Here is a 19,697-nt window from a genome sequence, read left to right as displayed (position 1 = left end):
GATCCGGGCCCTCCGGCGGGCGTCTGCGGCGATGTCAGTGCCGTGGTGTGCAATGGATCTCGTGCCCGCACTGCAAGAACCACTCCAGCAGCCACTGAAGTCGGTGCTCGGCCCCGCCACCGCGAAGGTGATGGCCGAGCACCTCGGCCTGCACACCGTCGGCGACCTCCTGCACCACTACCCGCGCAGATACGAGGAGCGGGGCCAGCTCACCCACCTCGCCGACCTCCCCATGGACGAGCACGTCACGGTGGTCGCCCAGGTCGCCGACGCCCGGTTGCACACCTTCGCCTCCGCCAAGGCCCCGCGCGGCAAGGGCCAGCGCCTGGAGGTGACCATCACCGACGGCAGCGGCCGGCTCCAACTGGTCTTCTTCGGCCACGGCGTGCACAAGCCCCACAAGGAGCTCCTGCCGGGCACGCGCGCGATGTTCTCGGGCAAGGTCTCCGTCTTCAACCGCCGCCTCCAGCTCGCCCACCCGGCCTACGAGCTGCTGCGCGGCGACGGCGAGGAGACGGTCGAGACCTGGGCCGGGTCCCTGATCCCGATCTACCCCGCCACGGCCAAGCTGGAGTCCTGGAAGATCGGCAAGGCGCTCCAGACGGTGCTGCCGAGCGCCCAGGACGCCGTCGATCCCCTCCCGGAGAGCCTTCGCGAGGGCCGCGGCCTGGTCACGCTGCCCGAGGCGCTGCTGAAGATCCACCGCCCGCACACCAAGGCGGACGTCGAGGACGCCCGCTCCCGCCTCAAGTGGGACGAGGCGTTCGTCCTCCAGGTCGCCCTGGCCCGCCGCCGGCACACCGACGCCCAACTCCCGGCGGTGGCCCGCACCCCCGGGCCGGACGGTCTCCTCGCGGCCTTCGACGACCGCCTGCCCTTCACCCTCACCGAGGGCCAGCAGCGCGTCTCCAAGGAGATCTTCGACGACCTGGCCACCGAACACCCCATGCACCGCCTGCTCCAGGGAGAGGTCGGATCCGGCAAGACCATGGTGGCCCTGCGCGCGATGCTCGCCGTCGTCGACGCCGGCGGACAGGCCGCCATGCTCGCCCCCACCGAGGTGCTCGCCCAGCAGCACCACCGCTCGATCGTCGAGATGATGGGCGACCTCGCCCAGGGCGGCATGCTGGGCGGCTCGGAGCACGCCACCAAGGTGGTCCTGCTCACCGGGTCGATGGGAGCCGCGGGCCGCCGCCAGGCGCTGCTCGACCTCGTCACCGGCGAGGCCGGCATCGTCATCGGCACCCATGCGCTGATCGAGGACAAGGTGCAGTTCCATGACCTCGGCCTGGTCGTGGTCGACGAGCAGCACCGCTTCGGCGTCGAGCAGCGGGACGCGCTGCGCGGCAAGGGCAAACAGCCGCCGCACCTCCTGGTCATGACCGCCACGCCCATTCCGCGCACGGTCGCGATGACCGTCTTCGGCGACCTGGAGACCTCGGTCCTCGACCAGCTCCCGGCCGGCCGCTCCCCGATCGCCAGCCATGTCGTCCCGGCCGCCGACAAGCCCCACTTCCTCACGCGCGCGTGGGAGCGCGTGCGCGAGGAAGTGGAGAACGGCCATCAGGCGTACGTCGTCTGCCCCCGCATCGGCGACGAGGAAGTGGACCCCAAGAAGAAGTCCGCCGAGGAGGCGGCGGAGAAGCGTCCGCCGCTCGCCGTCCTCGACGTGGCCGACCAGCTCGCCCGGGGTCCCCTCGGAGGGCTCAAGGTGGAGGTCCTGCACGGCCGGATGCACCCCGACGACAAGGACGCGGTCATGCGCCGCTTCGCCGCGGGCGAGACCGACGTCCTGGTCGCCACCACCGTCATCGAGGTCGGCGTCAACGTCCCCAACGCCACCGCCATGGTGATCATGGACGCCGACCGCTTCGGCGTCTCCCAGCTCCACCAGCTGCGCGGCCGGGTCGGCCGGGGCTCGGCGCCGGGCCTGTGCCTCCTGGTCACCGACATGCCCGAGGCGAGCCCCGCCCGCCAGCGCCTGAACGCCGTCGCCGCCACCCTCGACGGCTTCGAACTCTCCCGCATCGACCTCGAACAGCGCAGGGAGGGAGACGTCCTGGGCCAGGCCCAGTCCGGCGCCCGCACCAGCCTGCGGATGCTGACGGTCATCGAGGACGAGGAGATCATCGCGGAGGCGAGGCAGGAGGCGACAGCGGTGGTGGAGGCGGACCCGGACCTCCAGAGCCTCCCCGGCCTGCGCACGGCCCTGCAGGCTCTCCTGGACGAGGAAAGAGAGCAGTACCTGGAAAAGGGGTGAACCGTAGGCGCCCCGACAGGGGCGCGGGGCTGTACCCATATGCGGCTACCGCCGCGCGGGCGCGACCAGCCACACTGAACCTGAAGCCGCCATCAAATGAAGGACCGAAGATGACCCGCGTGATCGCCGGCGCAGCCGGCGGACGCCGCCTGGCAGTCCCGCCAGGGACCGGCACCCGCCCCACCTCCGACCGCGCACGCGAGGGCCTCTTCTCCACCTGGCAGTCCCTCCTGGGCGGCCCCCTGGCGGGCGAACGAGTCCTCGACCTGTACGCAGGCTCGGGCGCCGTAGGTCTGGAGGCCCTCTCCCGGGGCGCGGGCCACACCCTCCTCGTCGAGGCGGACGCCCGAGCCGCTCGCGTCATCCGCGAGAACGTCAAGAACCTGGGTCTCCCCGGCGCCGAGGTGCGGGCCGGAAAGGCCGAACAGATCATCAGGACCCCGGCCCCGGCACAGCCGTACGACATCGTCTTCCTGGATCCCCCGTACGCCGTCACGGACGACGATCTTCGGGAGATTCTGCTCACACTCCGCTCGGAAGGCTGGCTCGCGGACGACGCGCTCGTCACCGTGGAGCGCAGCACCAGAGGCGGCGAATTCCACTGGCCGGACGGCTTCGAAGCGCTCCGGGCCCGTCGCTACGGCGAGGGAACGTTTTGGTACGGTCGCGCCGCCTCTACGTGCGAAGACGCACGATGACCGGACCGGAGAGCGAGGGATCACTAGTGCGCCGCGCCGTCTGTCCCGGGTCGTTCGACCCGATCACCAACGGACATCTCGACATCATTTCCCGCGCCTCCAGGCTGTATGACGAGGTCTACGTCGCGGTCATGATCAACAAGGCCAAGAAGGGCCTGTTCGAGGTCGACGAACGGCTCGACCTCATCCGCCAGGTCACGGCCGAGTACGGCAACGTGCGGGTCGAGGCCTTCCACGGCCTCCTCGTCGACTTCTGCAAGCAGCGCGACATCCCGGCCATCGTCAAGGGCCTGCGCGCGGTCAGCGACTTCGACTACGAGCTGCAGATGGCCCAGATGAACAACGGGCTCTCGGGCGTCGAGACCCTGTTCGTGCCGACCAACCCCACCTACAGCTTCCTGTCCTCCTCGCTGGTCAAGGAGGTCGCGACCTGGGGCGGCGACGTCTCGCACCTGGTCCCGCCCATCGTGCTGGAAGCCCTGAACGACCGGCTGCTCAAGGACTGATGGGGCTACAGTCGTCCCGTCCGTCTCCAACACAGCTGTAGAGAGTGGCGAGCACACGGTGGACGTGCAGAAGAAGCTCGACGAGATCGTCGCGGCGGTCTCCAGTGCCCGGTCGATGCCGATGTCGGCCTCGTGCGTGGTCAACCGCGCCGAGCTGCTCTCCCTGCTCGAAGAGGTGCGCCAGGCCCTGCCGGGCTCCCTCGCGCAGGCCCAGGAGGTCATCGGGGACCGCGAGCAGATGGTCGAGCAGGCCCGCCAGGAGGCGGAGCGGATCGTCCGCTCCGCGCACGCCGAGCGGGGCTCCCTGATCGCCGACACGGAAATCGCCCGCCGCTCCCAGGCGGAGGCCGACCGCATCCTCGCCGAGGCCCGCAAGGAGGCCGAGGACATCCGCGCCGAGGCCGACGACTACGTCGACTCCAAGCTCGCCAACTTCGAGGTCGTCCTCACCAAGACCCTCGGCTCCGTCGGCCGCGGCCGCGAGAAGCTCCTCGGCACCGGACCCGGCGTCGACGAGCAGGGCTACGAGGACGAGGACGCCCCCGAGCGCAGCCACGACCCCGAGACCCTGCGCCGCACGGCCGACGAGTACGTCGACGTCAAGCTCGGCGCCTTCGAGGCCGTCCTCGCCAAGACCCTTCAGGCCGTCGGCCGCGGCCGTCAGAAGCTGCACGGCCGGATCGCCAGCGACGACCTCGGCGCCCTCGCCGACGACACCAGCACCGTCCAGCACTCCAGCGACGCCGACTACCTCGCCGACCTCGCGGCCCTGGCCGAGCAGGACGCCTCCGCCGCACAGCAGCAGTCGCAGCAGCCGGACTACGCCCCGCAGCAGCCGGCGTACGACACCTATGGCGGCTACCAGCAGCCGGCGTACGCCCAGCAGGACCCGTACGGCTACCAGCACCAGCAGGCCGACCCCTACGCCTACCAGGGCTACGACGCCCAGCAGCAGGGCTACGACCCGCACCAGGCCCCCCAGCAGGCCCAGCAGCCCCAGCAGGCGCAGCAGGGTTACGCCCTGGACGAGACCAGCCTCTTCGACACCAGCATGATCAGCGCGGAGCAGCTGCGCGCCTACGAGCAGGGCCGCGGCCAGGGCTGAGCCCACCGGATTGGGCCGTTGGCGAAAGGTCCAGTATCCTGGCTCTTCGGTCGCGCGTACGTCCGCGATCAGCGCTGCCCGGGGACACCGAGGGCAGTGTGACCTGAGCTCAGAAGATCGAAAGCAGGAATGGCTCTGAACGCCCGCCTCGACCACCGCAACCCTCTCGTGTTCGACACACACGAGCTGGGGCGGCGTCCTGGCGCGCTCCAGCGCCTGACCCGCACGATCGACGCCCCCAAGGACCTCGGTCTGAAGGACGTCATCGGAGTGCCGGAAGGCGCCCCGGTGAAGCTCGAACTCCGCCTGGAGTCGGTCATGGAAGGGGTGCTTGTCACAGGCACCGCCCATGCGTCGGCCGAGGGGGAGTGCGTAAGGTGTCTGGAGCCGCTTCAGCTCGACCTCGAAGCGGACTTCCAGGAGATGTTCTCGTACCCTGACGCCGACGACCGGGGCCGCGCACACCACGCGGAACCCGTCGACGACGCCGAGGAAGACGAGGACAGGCTCTTTCTCGAGGACGGCCTGTTCGACCTCGAACCCGTGCTGCGTGATGCGGTGGTGCTCGCACTGCCGATGCAGCCGGTGTGCCAGGAAGACTGCCCGGGACTGTGCGCCGAGTGCGGCGCACGCCTCGCGGACGACCCGGACCACCACCATGACGCCGTCGACATCCGTTGGGCGGCACTGCAGGGACTCGCCGGTTCACTCGAAGACGGCGAGAAGGACGAGATGAGCGGCGCCGAACCGGGCGTCGACGAGAAGCAGGAGAAGTAGCCGTGGCTGTTCCGAAGCGGAAGATGTCGCGCAGCAACACGCGCCACCGCCGGTCGCAGTGGAAGGCTGCGGTCCCCACCCTGGTTGCGTGCGAGCGCTGCCACGAGCCCAAGCAGCAGCACATCGCGTGCCCGGCTTGCGGCACCTACAACAAGCGCCAGGTCCTCGAGGTCTGAGCGGCTGGTGAGAGGCACTGTGTCCACGCCGAAGAAAACCTCTGCGGAGACCACGGCCTCGTCCCACACGCTGTTGGAAGGGCGGCTCGGGTACCAACTCGAGTCCGCCCTTCTGGTGCGTGCGCTCACCCATCGTTCCTACGCGTACGAGAACGGCGGTCTGCCGACGAACGAGCGTCTGGAGTTCCTCGGGGACTCCGTGCTCGGCCTCGTCGTCACCGACACGCTGTACCGCACCCACCCCGACCTGCCCGAAGGCCAGCTGGCCAAGTTGCGGGCCGCGGTGGTCAACTCGCGTGCGCTGGCGGAGGTGGGCCGTGGGCTCGACCTGGGTTCCTTCATCCGGCTCGGCCGCGGTGAAGAGGGCACGGGCGGCCGGGACAAGGCGTCCATCCTCGCCGACACCCTGGAAGCGGTGATCGGCGCGGTCTATCTCGACCAGGGCCTGGACTCGGCGGCGGAGCTCGTGCACCGCCTGTTCGACCCCCTGATCGAGAAGTCCTCGAATCTCGGTGCCGGCCTGGACTGGAAGACCAGTCTCCAGGAGCTCACCGCGACCGAAGGGCTCGGCGTGCCCGAGTACCTGGTCACGGAGACCGGCCCCGACCATGAGAAGACCTTCACTGCTGCCGCCCGCGTCGGAGGCGTCTCGTACGGCACCGGCACCGGCCGCAGCAAGAAGGAGGCGGAGCAGCAGGCCGCCGAGTCCGCCTGGCGGTCCATCCGGGCCGCGGCGGACGAGCGCGCCAAGAATGCCGCCGCGGCCGCGCAGGCCGCGGCAGCGGAAGCCGACGAGGCGTCCGCCTCCGCCTGAGAAGAACAGCGCGACCCGAGCGCCCGCACCCGTCCCGGGGCGGGCGCTCGGCTCGTACACCGGCTTTGTACGGGGGATGCCATGCCCGAGTTGCCCGAGGTAGAGGTCGTCCGGCGCGGTCTCGAGCGTTGGGTCGCCCACCGGACCGTCGCCGACGCCGAGGTGCTGCACCCGCGTGCGGTGCGCCGGCACATCGCGGGCGCCGACGACTTCGCGCACCGGCTGAAGGGCCACCGCATCGGCGTGCCGAGCCGCCGCGGCAAGTATCTGTGGCTGCCCCTGGAGGACACCACCCAGTCGGTCCTGGCCCACCTCGGCATGAGCGGCCAGCTCCTGGTCCAGCCGCACCAGGCACCGGCCGAGAAGCATCTGCGCATCCGGGTGCGGTTCGCCGACGACCTCGGCACCGAACTGCGCTTCGTCGACCAGCGCACCTTCGGCGGACTGTCGTTGCACGAGAACACCCCCGACGGACTGCCCGACGTCATCGCGCACATCGCCCGCGACCCGCTCGATCCGCTCTTCGACGACGAGGCGTTCCACCAGTCGCTGCGCCGCAAGCGCACCACCATCAAACGGGCCCTGCTCGACCAGTCGTTGATCAGCGGAGTCGGCAACATCTACGCGGACGAGGCCCTTTGGCGCTCCCGCCTGCACTACGACCGCCCCACGGCCACCTTCACCCGGCCGCGCAGCCTCCAACTCCTCGGCCACGTACGGGACGTGATGAACGCGGCCCTCGCGGTGGGCGGCACCAGCTTCGACTCCCTGTACGTCAACGTGAACGGTGAGTCGGGCTACTTCGACCGGTCCCTGGACGCCTACGGCCGCGAGGGCCTGCCGTGCCGCAGATGCGGTACGCCGATGCGCCGCCGCCCGTGGATGAACCGGTCGAGCTACTTCTGCCCGACGTGTCAGCGGGCGCCGCGCGTCTCGTCGTAGCGCTCGCGTGCGTCGAGCACGTGGTCCATCTGCCCTTCCAGGAAGTGGATCAGGGTGAGCAGCCGCTCGGCGATACCGCGTCCCAGCGGCGTCAGTTCGTAGTCCACGCGGGGCGGGTTCGTCGGCTGTGCCTCGCGGTGCACCAGGCCGTCGCGCTCCAGCGCGTGCAGGGTCTGGGACAGCATCTTCTCGCTCACGCCGTCCACGCGGCGCCGCAGCTCGTTGAAGCGCAGCGACCCCTCGTGCAGCGCCCCGAGGGTGAGCGCGCCCCAGCGGCCGGTGACGTGCTCCAGCGTCCCGCGCGAGGGACAGGCCTTCGCGAACACGTTGTACGGCAGCTCCTGCTCCGCCGTGCGCTCCTGGGTGGTGTCCATGTCTGAAGCCTACTCCAGCGCAGCGCTAACCGAGGGGTTGCACTAACCAAAAGTTAGTGCTTTCATTTCGGCATCGTCAGCGACCTGCCCTTCCAGGAGTTCCCCTCGTGACCACTCCCGTTGTCTCCATCGCCTACCACTCCGGCTACGGCCACACCGCCGTCCTCGCCGAGGCCGTCCGCTCCGGCGCCGCCGACGCCGGAGCCGAGGTGCACCTGATCAACGTCGCCGAGATCACCGACGAGCAGTGGACGGTCCTCGACGGCTCGGACGCCATCGTCTTCGGCTCCCCGACCTACATGGGCACCGCCTCCGGCCCGTTCCACGTCTTCGCCGAGGCCACCTCCAAGCGCTGGTTCGGCCAGGACTGGAAGGACAAGCTGGCCGCCGGCTTCACCAACTCCGGCTCCAAGAGCGGCGACAAGCTGCACACGCTGCAGTTCTTCCAGATCCTCGCCGCCCAGCACGGCATGCACTGGATCAACCTCGGGCTGCACCCGGGCTGGAACAGCAGCGAGGGCTCCGAGCACGACCTCAACCGGCTCGGTGTGTTCGCGGGCGCGGCCGCGCAGACCAACGTCGACGAGGGTCCCGACGGTGTCCACAAGGCCGATGCGGCGACCGCCGAGCACCTCGGGCGCCGGGTCGCCGAGGCCGCGCGGGCGTTCGCGCGCGGCCGGGCCGCCGCGTAAGGGTCACATGCGTGAGGGCTCCCACCCGGTCACCGGATGGGAGCCCTCACGTGTGCGTGCTGTCAGTACCCGAAGTTCTGCGTCCACCAGGGCCCGCCGGGCGCGATGTGCACGCCGACGCCCAGCGTCTTGAAGTCGCAGTTCAGGATGTTGGCCTTGTGGCCGGGGCTGTTCATCCACGCGTCCATCACCGCCGCCGCGTCGGCCTGGCCCCGGGCTATGTTCTCGCCGCCGAGGCCGGTGATGCCCGCCTTCTCGGCACGGTCCCAGGGGCTCGCGCCGTCCGGGTCGGTGTGGTCGAAGAAGTCCCGCTTGTCCATGTCCTCGCTGAAGGCGGCGGCGAGGTCGGCGAGGGCGCTGTTGGCGGCGACGGCGTTGCAGCCGGCCTTCGCCCGCTCCTCGTTGACGAGCCTGAGCACCTCGGCCGCGGCGACGGCCTCCTCGGTGAGCGTCACCGGCGGGGTGGTCTTCTCCGGCGCCTTGGTGGCGGGCTTCGACGGGGTCGGCTTCGGCTTCTTGGACGGGGTCGCCTTCGGTTCCTTCGACGGCGTCTTCGTCGGCGCGGCCGACGGGGGCGTGGTCGAAGGCGCTGCCGACGGAGAGGCGGCCCGCTCCTGGTCACGGCTGGCCGGGGGGCCGTCGTCGCGGCTCTGGTTCTCCACGCTGCCGGACGTGCCGCCCTGCTCGCTCGGGGAGCTGGTCGGGGAGTCGGCGGTCTGCACCTTGTCGCCGCTGCCCCCGCCGAGGGTGTAGGTGTCGCCGCCGGGCAGCACGCCCGTGGCGACCGCGACGGTGCCGATGGCCACGGCCGCGGAGACCCCGAGCAGACCGGTGCGCACCGGGGTGGCGGCCTTCTTCTTCTTGCGGCGGTGACCGCTCGCCGGCCGGGGACCGTCGTCGGGCAGGAAGCCGTCGCCGGCGAAGTCGCTCGTGAAGTCGCTCGCGAAGACCGTGGTGTCCGTCACGCGGGCGTAGTCCTCGGCGTAGCCGTCGCCGCGACCGCCCTCGGCCGCGAAGAGGTAGGCCTCGGTCTGCGCATAGGCGCCGGCGTACGCGTCCTGGTGGAGATAGGGCGCGATGCCCACCGGCTCGCCCGGGTGCGGGTCCGGATACGAGTTCAGCGGGTCACGGCTCCTCGAAGAGGAACCCTCGGTGCGATTGACCCCCGTGGCGCGGCCCGTGGCGGCGCGGCCGGCGGCGGAGCGTCGGTGGCGTCCCATGTTCTGGCCTTCCTCGTCCGTGCGGTCGACTCGTCCTCTGCGATCAACCAACTCACCCGATCGAGTGAGTTTCATATGAGATTCATTGGGTCGGGACGGTACCGCATGGCGCGGGGTGAGGAAGTGCCCAGTGAGACATTGGCCGGTTAGGTTGCAGCTATGAGCGAGGATGTACGGCTGGTTGCCTGGGTGCGTGGACGGGTCCAAGGTGTGGGTTTCCGCTGGTTCACCCGTGCCAAGGCACTCGAGATCGGCGGCCTGAGTGGTTTTGCTCTCAATCTGGACGACGGACGCGTCCAGGTGGTCGCCGAAGGCCCCCGCCCCGGCTGTCAAGGGCTCCTCGACTGGCTCCAGGGCGACGACACGCCCGGCCGAGTGGAGGGGGTCACCGAGATCTGGGACACACCTCGCGGCGGGTACGACGGCTTCGCCATCCGGTGATCACCGGACGCGACCCGCCCCCGGGGAACCCCGAAAGCACGCCACCGACAGCCGCCCGCCCTGGAAAGAAGCAGGTAGTTGCCGAGAAACGCTTGCGTCGGCACGTTCGGCACGCCAGGATGATCGCCACGCCCTCAGGGCCCCGCAGGAGTCGCAGCGCCGCCGTTTCGGCCGCGCGCCCCGGGACGCCCGTCAATACGGGGCGTGATCGTGTTGACCGTCAAACTTTTTGGTGAGACGCTGAAAGCCCCGCGCACCTTAGCTGTTTGGCATGTAAGAACGGCAGCAAGAACTCAAGAGTGCCAAGCACCGTGGGTGCGAATCCCTCACGACCCACACCGCATCGGTCGGTCACTCATTGTGGAGGACCATCCATCATGGCAAAGGCGCTTCTCGGTTACGTCGGCGGCTCCGACCCTCGACTCCTCGCCGAGATGCGACGGCTCCAGCAGCGCGTCCAGGACCTGGAATCCGAGCTCGTACGGATCCAGGCGGAGAAGGACGCGCTGGCGGCTGCCGCTTCTCACGACAGGATCATGGAGAGCATCGACGCACACCAGGCGGAGCCTGCGCTCACCTGATCACTGCACCGCTCCACAACGGCGAACGCAGTGGTTGGGAAGCCCGGATCCACCGCTGAGTTGTGTCAGAAACTGCAAGGGACGCTTCGGCGTCCCTTCTTTCTTGCCCTCGGGCATCCTTTCAGCGTCTTAACGTCTGGTGTGCCCTGCGCGTTCAGGGGTGAAACCGCGGGTTCATGGAGTGAGACAGCCCCGGAAGGTAGAGTCCAGCGGCGTGCACCTCAAGGCCCTGACCCTCCGAGGGTTCAAGTCGTTCGCCTCCGCGACCACACTCCGGTTCGAGCCGGGCATCACGTGCGTCGTCGGACCGAACGGCTCGGGCAAGTCCAATGTCGTGGACGCGCTCAGCTGGGTCATGGGCGAGCAGGGGGCCAAGTCGCTGCGCGGCGGCAAGATGGAGGACGTCATCTTCGCCGGCACCACCGGGCGCCCGCCGCTGGGCCGCGCCGAGGTGTCGCTGACCATCGACAACTCCGACGGGGCGCTGCCCATCGAGTACGCCGAGGTCACCATTACGCGGATCATGTTCCGCAACGGCGGCAGCGAGTACCAGATCAACGGCGACACCTGCCGGCTGCTCGACATCCAGGAGCTGCTCTCCGACTCCGGCATCGGCCGCGAGATGCATGTGATCGTCGGCCAGGGCCAGCTGGACTCGGTCCTGCATGCCGACCCCATGGGGCGCAGGGCCTTCATCGAAGAGGCCGCCGGCGTGCTGAAGCACCGCAAGCGCAAGGAGAAGGCGCTCAGGAAGCTCGACGCGATGAAGGCCAACCTCGCGCGGGTGCAGGACCTGACCGACGAACTGCGCCGCCAGCTCAAGCCCCTCGGCCGCCAGGCCGCCGTAGCCCGCAGAGCCGCCGTCATCCAGGCCGACCTCCGCGACGCCCGCCTCCGTCTCCTCGCCGACGACCTCGTACGGCTGCGTGAGGCCCTCAACGCCGAGGTCGCCGACGAAGCCGCCCTGAAGGAACGCAAGGAAGCCGCCGAAGGGGAGCTGAGGAAGGCGCTCCAGCGCGAGGCGCTCCTGGAGGACGAGGTACGGCAGCTCACCCCGCGCCTGCAGCGCGCCCAGCAGACCTGGTACGAGCTCTCCCAGCTCGCCGAGCGGGTCCGCGGCACCGTCTCGCTCGCCGACGCGCGCGTGAAGAGCGCCACCTCCGCGCCCCCGGACGAGCGGCGCGGCCGTGACCCCGAGGACATGGAGCGCGAGGCCGCCCGGATCCGTGAGCAGGAGGCCGAGCTGGAGGCGGCCCTGGAGGCGGCCGAGCGCGCCCTGGAGGACACCGTCGCGCACCGCGCCGAGCTGGAGCGCGAACTCGCCCACGAGGAGCGGCGCCTGAAGGATGTCGCCCGAGCCATCGCCGACCGCCGCGAGGGCCTGGCCCGACTGAACGGCCAGGTCAACGCGGCCCGTTCGCGTGCCGCCTCGGCCCAGGCCGAGATCGACCGGCTCGCCGCCGCCCGCGACGAGGCACAGGAGCGGGCGTCCGCCGCGCAGGAGGAGTACGAGGCCCTGCAGGCCGAGGTCGACGGCCTCGACGCCGGCGACGCGGAACTGGCGCAGCGGCACGACGCGGCGAAGGCGGCCCTGGCGGAGGCGGAGGCCACGCTGACGGCGGCCCGGGAGGCGGCCACGGCGGCGGAACGCAGGCGCGCGGCGACCCAGGCCCGTCACGAGGCGCTGGCACTGGGCCTGCGCCGCAAGGACGGCACGGGTGCGCTGCTGGAGGCGAAGGACCGGCTCACGGGACTGCTCGGCCCGGCCGCGGAACTCCTCACGATCACCCCGGGCCACGAGGTTGCCCTGGCGGCGGCTTTCGGGGCGGCGGCGGACGCGCTGGCGGTGACCTCACCGGCCGCGGCGGCCGACGCGATCCGGTTGCTGCGCAAGCAGGACGGGGGAAGGGCGTCACTGCTCCTGACGGGGGCGCCGGAGGCGCCGGCCCCCGGTGGGCCCGCGGACGACCGCCGGCCCCGGGCGGCGGACCTGGTGCGTGGCCCGTCCGAGCTGATGCCCGCCGTCCACCGCCTGCTGCGCGACATCGTCGTGGTCAGCACCCTCGAGGACGCCGAGGACCTGGTCTACACCCACCCCCACCTCACCGCCGTGACCGCCGAAGGCGACCTCCTGGGCGCCCACTTCGCGCACGGCGGCTCCGCGGGCGCGCCCAGCCTCCTCGAAGTACAGGCGTCCGTGGACGAGGCGGCAGCCGAGCTGGAGGAGCTGGCCGTCCGCTGCGAGGAGCTGACCGGGGCGCAGCACGCGGCGAGCGCGCGGCGCACCCAGTGCGCGGCCCTCGTGGAGGAGCTCGGGGAGCGCCGCCGGGCCGCCGACCGGGAGAAGTCGGCGGTGGCCCAGCAGCTCGGCCGGCTCGCCGGGCAGGCGCGGGGCGCGGCCGGGGAGGCCGAGCGGTCCACGGCCGCCGCGGCGCGCGCCCAGGACGCGCTGGAAAAAGCCCTCACCGAGGTCGAGGAACTCGCGGAACGGCTCGCCGTCGCCGAGGAGATGCCGGTCGAGGAGGAGCCGGACACCTCGGTACGGGACCGGCTCGCCGCCGACGGGGCCAACGCGCGCCAGACCGAGATGGAGGCCCGCCTCCAGGTCCGTACGCACGAGGAACGCGTCAAAGGGCTGGCCGGACGGGCCGACTCGCTGGACCGGGCCGCCCGGGCGGAACGCGAGACACGCGCGCGTGCCGAGCAGCGGCGGGCGCGCCTCAGGCACGAGGCCGCCGTCGCCGGGGCCGTCGCCGCAGGCGCCCGGCAGTTGCTCGCACATGTCGAGGTCTCCCTCGGCCGGGCCGAGCGGGAGCGGGCCGCGGCCGAGGCCGCCAAGGCGATGAGGGAGCAGGAGCTGACCGCCGCCCGGACCACGGGCCGCGACCTCAAGGCGGAGCTCGACAAGCTGACCGACTCCGTGCACCGCGGTGAGGTGCTCGGCGCCGAGAAGCGGCTGCGGATCGAGCAGCTGGAGACCAAGGCGCTGGAAGAGCTCGGCGTGGAGCCCGCCGGGCTGGTCGAGGAGTACGGCCCCCATCAGCTCGTACCGCCCTCGCCGCCCGCCGAGGGCGAGGAGCTGCCGGAGGATCCCGGGCATCCGCGCAACCGGCCGAGGCCCTTCGTGCGCGGTGAGCAGGAGAAACGGCTGAGGGCGGCCGAGCGGGCCTACCAGCAGCTCGGCAAGGTCAATCCGCTCGCCCTGGAGGAGTTCGCCGCGCTGGAGGAGCGCCACCAGTTCCTCAGCGAGCAGCTGGAGGACCTGAAGAAGACCCGCGCCGATCTGCTCCAGGTCGTCAAGGAGGTCGACGAGCGGGTCGAGCAGGTCTTCACCGAGGCCTACCGGGACACCGCCCGGGAGTTCGAGGGTGTCTTCAGCCGGCTCTTCCCGGGCGGCGAGGGGCGGCTGATCCTGACCGACCCCGAGAACATGCTGACCACGGGCGTGGACGTGGAGGCGCGTCCGCCGGGCAAGAAGGTCAAGCGGCTGTCGCTGCTGTCGGGCGGCGAGCGCTCGCTGACCGCCGTGGCCCTGCTGGTGTCGATCTTCAAGGCGCGGCCGAGCCCGTTCTACGTCATGGACGAGGTCGAGGCGGCCCTCGACGACACCAACCTCCAGCGGCTGATCCGCATCATGCAGGAGCTCCAGGAAGCCTCCCAGCTCATCGTGATCACCCACCAGAAGCGGACCATGGAGGTCGCCGACGCGCTGTACGGCGTCTCCATGCAGGGCGACGGTGTGTCGAAGGTCATCAGTCAGCGCCTGCGCTGACCTTCCCCCCTTCATTCAAGAGATGAACACAAACCCTGCATCCGTGCCCTCAAAGGTCACATCAATCGCCTCTTGACTTCGAAACCTGAAGGCATAGTCTCTGCAACGTTGCTTTTACCTTCAGGTATCTCGACTTGGAGGAGCTGACCCACCCGGCAGCGTTGCCGGTGTCCGAGGAGTTACACGTGACCAGCACAGCGCAGGCACCCCAGTCGGGTGCGAAGGCGAGCCACCCCGAACATCTCGGGCACGTCGTCTTCATCACGGCCGCGGCCGCCATGGGCGGTTTCCTGTTCGGCTATGACAGCTCTGTCATCAACGGCGCCAACGGCGGTATCCAGGACAGGTTCGACCTGAGTTCGGGTGCCACCGGAACGGTCGCCGCCTGCGCCCTGCTCGGCAGCGCGGTGGGCGCGGCCATCGCCGGCCGGATCGCGGACCGTATCGGCCGTATCCGCGTCATGCAGATCGCGGCGGTGCTGTTCGCCGTGTCGGCCGTGGGCTCCGGCCTTCCCTTCGCCGCGTGGGACCTCGCCGCCTGGCGTGTCCTCGGCGGCATAGCCATCGGCATGGCCTCGGTCATCGGCCCCGCCTACATCGCCGAGGTCGCCCCGCCGGCCTACCGCGGCAGGCTCGCCTCCTTCCAGCAGGCGGCCATCGTGATCGGCATCGCCGTCTCCCAGCTCGTCAACTGGGCCATCCTCAACATGGCCGACGGCGAGGAGCGCGGCAAGATCGCCGGCCTTGAGTCCTGGCAGTGGATGCTCGGCGTGATGCTCGTGCCGGCCCTGGTCTACGGCCTGCTCTCCTTCGCCATCCCCGAGTCCCCGCGCTTCCTGATCAGCGTCGGCCGCATCGCCGAGGCCAAGAAGGTGCTCGCCGACGTCGAGGGTGACATCGACCTCGACGCCCGGGTCACCGAGATCGACGACGCCATGCGCAGCGACCACAAGTCGACCTTCCGGGACCTGCTGGGCGGCACGTACGGCCTGCTGCCGATCGTCTGGATCGGCATCGGCCTGTCCGTCTTCCAGCAGCTGGTCGGCATCAACGTCATCTTCTACTACTCGAACCTGCTGTGGCAGTCCGTCGGCGTCGACCCGTCGAGCTCGTTCTTCTACTCCTTCGAGACCTCGATCATCAACATCATCGGTACGGTCATCGCGATGATCTTCGTCGACCGGATCGGCCGCAAGCCGCTCGCCCTGATCGGTTCCGTCGGCATGGGCATCTCGCTGGCGCTGGCCGCCTGGGCCTTCTCCTACCAGAACGGCAACGACCCGCTGCCCACCGCGCAGGGTGCCGTCGCGCTGATCGCCGCCAACGCGTTCGTGCTCTTCTTCGCCCTGTCCTGGGGTGTCGTGGTCTGGGTCATGCTCGGCGAGATCTTCCCGAACAAGATCCGCGCCGCCGCGCTCGGTGTCGCCGCCTCGGCCCAGTGGATCGCCAACTGGGTCATCACGATCACCTTCCCGGACCTGTCGGAGTGGAACCTGTCGCTCACCTACGTGATGTACGCGGTGTTCGCCTTCCTCTCCATCCCCTTCATCCTCAAGTTCGTGCCCGAGACCAAGGGCAAGAAGCTCGAGGACATGGGCTGACACCGGCCCCCGGACCCGGGGAGAAGGGCCAAGTCCCCGCTGCCCCTCTCCTCGTCCCGGGAAAGACGTACTGCCCCGGCTCAGTCCTTGAGCCGGGGCAGTACGTCTTCGCACAGCAGCCGCAGACTGCGCCGGCCCTCCTCCGGCGGCATCCCGCCGCACAGCGGATGCAGGACGAGGCTGTCCAGGCCCTGCGCCACGCACTGGTCGGGCGTGAGCACCCGGTACACGCCCTCCGCGCGCAGCTCGTCCACCGTCGTGGCCGCCGACCGCACGGCCGAGCGGATGTCCCCGGACTGCCAGGAGGCGTACGTCCGTGCCTCGTGCAGGAAGTGCCGGCCGTACCGCTCCCAGGTGCGGTCCGGGTCCTCGGCGAGATGCAGCAGCGGGGTCTCGGCGGCCGGCATCATCGTCCAGCCCTCGGTGCCGTACTCGATGAGCCGCTCCTTGTAGTACGCCGCCAGCTCCGGCAGATGCGCGCTGGGGAAGAACGGCAGGCCGAGGCGGGCGGCCCGGCGCGCGGCGGCCTTCGAGGAGCCGCCGACCAGCAGCAGGGGGTGCGGCTCGGTGAAGGGGCGGGGGGTGACCCGTACCGGGCGCCCCCGGTACGCGAACTCCTCGCCGGTCCATGCCTTCAGCAGCGTCTGGAGCACCTCGTCCTGGAGCCGGCCGCGCCGCTTCCAGTCCACGTCGAACTGCGCGTACTCCTCGGGCCGGTACCCGATCCCCGCGACCGTCACCAGACGGCCGCCGCTGATCAGGTCCAGTACGGCGATGTCCTCGGCCAGCCGCAGCGGGTCGTGCAGCGGGCCGATGACCGCCGAGACCGTCACGGTGATCCGCCGGGTCGCGCCGAACACCGCGCCGGCGAAGGTGAAGGGGGAGGGCAGCCAGTTGTTCGCGGCGCCGTGGTGCTCCTCGGTCTGCACCGTGGTGACGCCGTGCTCGTCGGCGTACCGGGCCATCTCCAGGGCCGCCGCATAACGGGCGGCGAGCGAGGCGGGGGTGGCGTCGGGCTCGACGAGGTTGAAGCGTACGACCGTGACGGGCATGGGAGTCCCCCTTCACCGGGCGGCTGTGAAGGCGGACGTTAGCTGACGGTGTGTCAGACATCCAGAGGGGTGTCACCCGGCTCCATGGCTGATACTGGACGGGTTATGGACATCGTCATCCTTGCTGTAGTCATCGCCGTGGTCGTGCTCGGCGCGCTCGGCGGGCTCGTGGTCGGCAGCCGGCGCAAGAAGCCGCTGCCCCCACCGCCCCCCGCGGCGCCCGACATCACCGCCCCTCCGGCCGAGCCGCACGTCGGCGACGAGGCCGAGACGCCGCGCGACGAACCGCGCCGGACCATAGAGGAGGTGGATCTCCCCGGCGGACCGGCCACCGCCGTCGAGGAACCGCCCGTCATCGAAGAGCTCCCGCCGACCGCGATCGAGGTCCCGGAGCCCACCGCGGGTCGCCTCGTGCGGCTGCGCGCTCGTCTGTCCCGCTCCCAGAACGCCCTCGGCAAGGGCCTGCTCACGCTGCTCTCGCGCGAGCACCTGGACGACGACACCTGGGAGGAGATCGAGGACATCCTGATCACCGCCGACGTCGGCGTCCAGCCCACCCAGGAGCTGGTCGAGAGCCTGCGTGAGCGGGTGAGGGTGCTCGGCACCCGGACCCCCCAGGAGCTGCGCGCCCTGCTGCGCGAGGAGCTGCTCAAGCTGGTCGGCACCGACCTGGACCGGACCGTGAAGACCGAGCCGGAGGGCCGCAAGCCCGGCATCGTGATGGTCGTCGGGGTCAACGGCACCGGCAAGACCACCACCACCGGCAAGCTCGCCCGGGTCCTCGTCGCGGACGGCAACACCGTCGTCCTCGGCGCCGCCGACACCTTCCGGGCCGCGGCCGCGGATCAGCTCCAGACCTGGGGCGAGCGGGTGGGCGCCCACACCGTGCGCGGTCCGGAGGGCGGCGACCCGGCCTCCGTCGCGTTCGACGCGGTCAAGGAGGGCAAGGAGCTGGGCTCCGACGTCGTCCTCATCGACACCGCGGGCCGGCTGCACACCAAGACCGGCCTCATGGACGAGCTCGGCAAGGTCAAGCGGGTCGTGGAGAAGCACGCGCCGCTCGACGAGGTGCTGCTCGTGCTGGACGCGACCACCGGGCAGAACGGCCTCGTGCAGGCCCGTGTCTTCGCCGAGGTCGTCGCCATCACCGGCATCGTCCTGACCAAGCTGGACGGGACGGCGAAGGGCGGCATCGTGATCGCCGTCCAGCGGGAGCTGGGCGTGCCGGTCAAGCTGATCGGTCTGGGCGAGGGCGCGGACGATCTGGCGCCGTTCGAGCCGGAGGCGTTCGTCGACGCCCTGATCGGCGAGTGATTCCGCCCCGTCCGAAGAAGCGCCCGCCCCTGGAGTTCACTCCTGGAGGCGGGCGCTCTGCTGTGGCGGGGGAGGGTCGGGGGCCGGTGGGTGACGCGGGGCGGCTGTGCCTGGGACCGGTGGGCGACTGAGCCGGTTGTCTCGGGTCGTGGGGTGATGCGGGTCGGTTGTGCCGGGGGCGGTGGTGGCGCGAGGCGGCTGTGCCCGATTGGGGTGTCTGAGCCGGTTGTGTCTCGGGTCGTCGGGTGATGCGGGTCGGTGGTGCCGGGGGCTGGTGGGTGACGCGAGCCGGTTGCGGCCCGGGCCGGAGCGACTGAGGCCCGGCTGTGCCAGGGGCCGGGGCGAATGAGTCGGCTGGATCCCGGGCCATCGGGTGACGGGAGTCGGCTGTGCCAGGGGCCGGGGCGAATGAGTCGGCTGTGCCCCGGACCGTCGGGCGACGGGAGCCAGCTGTGCCAGGGATCGGGGGGCGAATGAGTCGGCTGGATCCCGGGCCGTCGGGCGACGGGAGTCGGCTGTGGCAGGGAACGGGGCGAGTCGGCTGTGCCCCGGACCGTCGGGCGACGGGAACCGGGAGTCGGTTGTGCCGGAGACCGATGGGCGACGCGAACCGCTAGGCCCGCGACCGGTGCGCCACGTACGCCAGCGTGCCGAGCAGCAGCCGCGCCGCCGGGGGTTTGGTCGCCGAGTCCAGCGCGGGGGAGCGCAGCCAGCGCACCGGGCCGAGGCCGCCGCGGTCGGAGGGCGGGGCCGTGATGTACGTACCGGGGCCGAGGCCGCGCAGGTCGAGGGAGGTCGGGTCGTCCCAGCCCATCCGGTAGAGCAGCGCGGGGAGTTCGGCGGCGGCGCCGGGGGCGACGAAGAAGTGGGCGCGGCCGTCGGGGGTGGCGGCGACCGGGCCGAGGGGCAGGCCCATGCGCTCCAGGCGGGCCAGTGCGCGGCGCCCGGCGGGTTCGGCCACCTCGATGACGTCGAAGGCCCGGCCGACGGCCAGCATCACCGCGGCGCCCGGGTACTCGGACCAGGTGCGGGACACCTCGTCGAGGGTGGCGCCGGCCGGGACCCGGGGGGCGAAGTGCAGGGGGTGGGCGCCCGGTTCACGGCAGTCCGCGCGGCCGCAGGAGCAGGCGCCCGCCGCCGCACGCGCGCCCGGCACCACGTCCCAGCCCCACAGGCCGGTGAACTCGGCGACGGCGGTGCACTCCGAGGACCGGCCGCGTCGGCGCGTGCCGGAGCGGATCTCGCGGATGCCGGCGATCGTGAAGCCCATGCCCCCTCCAACGGGTCCGGCGCGTCTTCGGTTACGACGCGGATGCGGATCGTGACCCTCTGTATCCACCTTGTGCCTTCTGCGGCCCGGCTCCACACATCC

18 protein-coding genes are annotated in these 19,697 nt (G+C 70.9%); 14 read left to right on the top strand and 4 right to left on the bottom strand.

The window, feature by feature from the left end:
• The first annotated feature begins 52 nt into the window (after window positions 1-52).
• From recG to mutM, 8 genes are all read left to right on the top strand, one after another.
• Window positions 53-2,260, top strand: coding sequence for an ATP-dependent DNA helicase RecG (recG, locus tag ACWD1Z_RS24595; RefSeq protein ID WP_451121754.1), 2,208 nt, complete (start codon window positions 53-55; stop codon window positions 2,258-2,260).
• A 110-nt stretch (window positions 2,261-2,370) separates the two neighbouring features.
• A complete protein-coding gene (rsmD, locus tag ACWD1Z_RS24590; protein WP_451121753.1) occupies window positions 2,371-2,958 on the top strand; it encodes a 16S rRNA (guanine(966)-N(2))-methyltransferase RsmD in 588 nt (195 codons plus the stop codon).
• Between the two features lie 26 nt (window positions 2,959-2,984).
• Window positions 2,985-3,464, top strand: a complete 480-nt coding sequence (coaD, locus tag ACWD1Z_RS24585; RefSeq protein WP_389415608.1) for a pantetheine-phosphate adenylyltransferase — start codon at window positions 2,985-2,987, stop codon at window positions 3,462-3,464.
• Between the two features lie 58 nt (window positions 3,465-3,522).
• Window positions 3,523-4,569, top strand: coding sequence for a cell division initiation protein (locus ACWD1Z_RS24580; RefSeq protein WP_451121752.1), 1,047 nt, complete (start codon window positions 3,523-3,525; stop codon window positions 4,567-4,569).
• A gap of 129 nt (window positions 4,570-4,698) precedes the next feature.
• Window positions 4,699-5,346: a YceD family protein gene (locus ACWD1Z_RS24575; RefSeq protein ID WP_451121751.1), complete on the top strand. Its 648-nt coding sequence runs from the start codon at window positions 4,699-4,701 to the stop codon at window positions 5,344-5,346.
• A 2-nt stretch (window positions 5,347-5,348) separates the two neighbouring features.
• A complete protein-coding gene (gene rpmF, locus ACWD1Z_RS24570; RefSeq protein WP_028802425.1) occupies window positions 5,349-5,522 on the top strand; it encodes a 50S ribosomal protein L32 in 174 nt (57 codons plus the stop codon).
• Between the two features lie 7 nt (window positions 5,523-5,529).
• A complete protein-coding gene (gene rnc, locus ACWD1Z_RS24565) occupies window positions 5,530-6,336 on the top strand; it encodes a ribonuclease III (RefSeq protein WP_389414755.1) in 807 nt (268 codons plus the stop codon).
• Between the two features lie 81 nt (window positions 6,337-6,417).
• Window positions 6,418-7,278: a bifunctional DNA-formamidopyrimidine glycosylase/DNA-(apurinic or apyrimidinic site) lyase gene (gene mutM, locus ACWD1Z_RS24560; RefSeq protein WP_389414754.1), complete on the top strand. Its 861-nt coding sequence runs from the start codon at window positions 6,418-6,420 to the stop codon at window positions 7,276-7,278.
• Here the strand turns inward: mutM and ACWD1Z_RS24555 are convergent.
• Window positions 7,251-7,652: a winged helix-turn-helix transcriptional regulator gene (locus ACWD1Z_RS24555; RefSeq protein ID WP_451121750.1), complete on the bottom strand. Its 402-nt coding sequence runs from the start codon at window positions 7,650-7,652 to the stop codon at window positions 7,251-7,253. The two genes, mutM and ACWD1Z_RS24555, sit on opposite strands and share 28 nt — an antisense overlap.
• A gap of 107 nt (window positions 7,653-7,759) precedes the next feature.
• Between ACWD1Z_RS24555 and ACWD1Z_RS24550 the strand changes: the two genes are divergently transcribed.
• Window positions 7,760-8,344 (top strand): flavodoxin family protein, encoded by a 585-nt coding sequence (locus ACWD1Z_RS24550; RefSeq protein ID WP_389414752.1) that lies wholly within the window; start codon window positions 7,760-7,762, stop codon window positions 8,342-8,344.
• A 62-nt stretch (window positions 8,345-8,406) separates the two neighbouring features.
• On the opposite strand, the gene ACWD1Z_RS24545 is transcribed toward ACWD1Z_RS24550, so the two are convergent.
• Window positions 8,407-9,564, bottom strand: coding sequence for a CAP domain-containing protein (locus ACWD1Z_RS24545; protein ID WP_451121749.1), 1,158 nt, complete (start codon window positions 9,562-9,564; stop codon window positions 8,407-8,409).
• A gap of 159 nt (window positions 9,565-9,723) precedes the next feature.
• Here ACWD1Z_RS24545 and ACWD1Z_RS24540 point away from each other — a divergent pair, with 159 nt between their 5' ends.
• The 4 genes from ACWD1Z_RS24540 to ACWD1Z_RS24525 all read left to right on the top strand — a co-directional run bounded on the left by ACWD1Z_RS24540 (window position 9,724) and on the right by ACWD1Z_RS24525 (window position 15,959).
• Window positions 9,724-10,005 (top strand): acylphosphatase, encoded by a 282-nt coding sequence (locus ACWD1Z_RS24540; RefSeq protein ID WP_250074617.1) that lies wholly within the window; start codon window positions 9,724-9,726, stop codon window positions 10,003-10,005.
• Between the two features lie 377 nt (window positions 10,006-10,382).
• The gene (locus ACWD1Z_RS24535) at window positions 10,383-10,586 is read left to right on the top strand and encodes a hypothetical protein (RefSeq protein WP_250074615.1); all 204 of its coding nucleotides are present in this window, start codon (window positions 10,383-10,385) and stop codon (window positions 10,584-10,586) included.
• Between the two features lie 214 nt (window positions 10,587-10,800).
• Window positions 10,801-14,358: a chromosome segregation protein SMC gene (smc, locus tag ACWD1Z_RS24530; RefSeq protein WP_451121748.1), complete on the top strand. Its 3,558-nt coding sequence runs from the start codon at window positions 10,801-10,803 to the stop codon at window positions 14,356-14,358.
• 185 nt (window positions 14,359-14,543) lie between these two features.
• Window positions 14,544-15,959, top strand: a complete 1,416-nt coding sequence (locus tag ACWD1Z_RS24525; RefSeq protein WP_451121747.1) for a sugar porter family MFS transporter — start codon at window positions 14,544-14,546, stop codon at window positions 15,957-15,959.
• Window positions 15,960-16,039: 80 nt separating this feature from the next.
• On the opposite strand, the gene ACWD1Z_RS24520 is transcribed toward ACWD1Z_RS24525, so the two are convergent.
• Window positions 16,040-17,011 (bottom strand): LLM class flavin-dependent oxidoreductase, encoded by a 972-nt coding sequence (locus tag ACWD1Z_RS24520; protein ID WP_451121746.1) that lies wholly within the window; start codon window positions 17,009-17,011, stop codon window positions 16,040-16,042.
• Between the two features lie 105 nt (window positions 17,012-17,116).
• Between ACWD1Z_RS24520 and ftsY the strand changes: the two genes are divergently transcribed.
• Complete coding sequence (ftsY, locus tag ACWD1Z_RS24515) at window positions 17,117-18,325, top strand: signal recognition particle-docking protein FtsY (RefSeq protein ID WP_451121745.1); 1,209 nt, start codon at window positions 17,117-17,119, stop codon at window positions 18,323-18,325.
• A gap of 613 nt (window positions 18,326-18,938) precedes the next feature.
• Here the strand turns inward: ftsY and ACWD1Z_RS24510 are convergent.
• Window positions 18,939-19,595, bottom strand: coding sequence for a bifunctional DNA primase/polymerase (locus ACWD1Z_RS24510; protein WP_451121744.1), 657 nt, complete (start codon window positions 19,593-19,595; stop codon window positions 18,939-18,941).
• Window positions 19,596-19,697 lie beyond the last annotated feature (102 nt).

Source organism: Streptomyces sp. NPDC002784 (assembly GCF_053592135.1).
The sequence above is the reverse complement of the archived record's forward strand: the minus strand, read 5'-3'. Positions and strand labels throughout refer to the sequence as shown.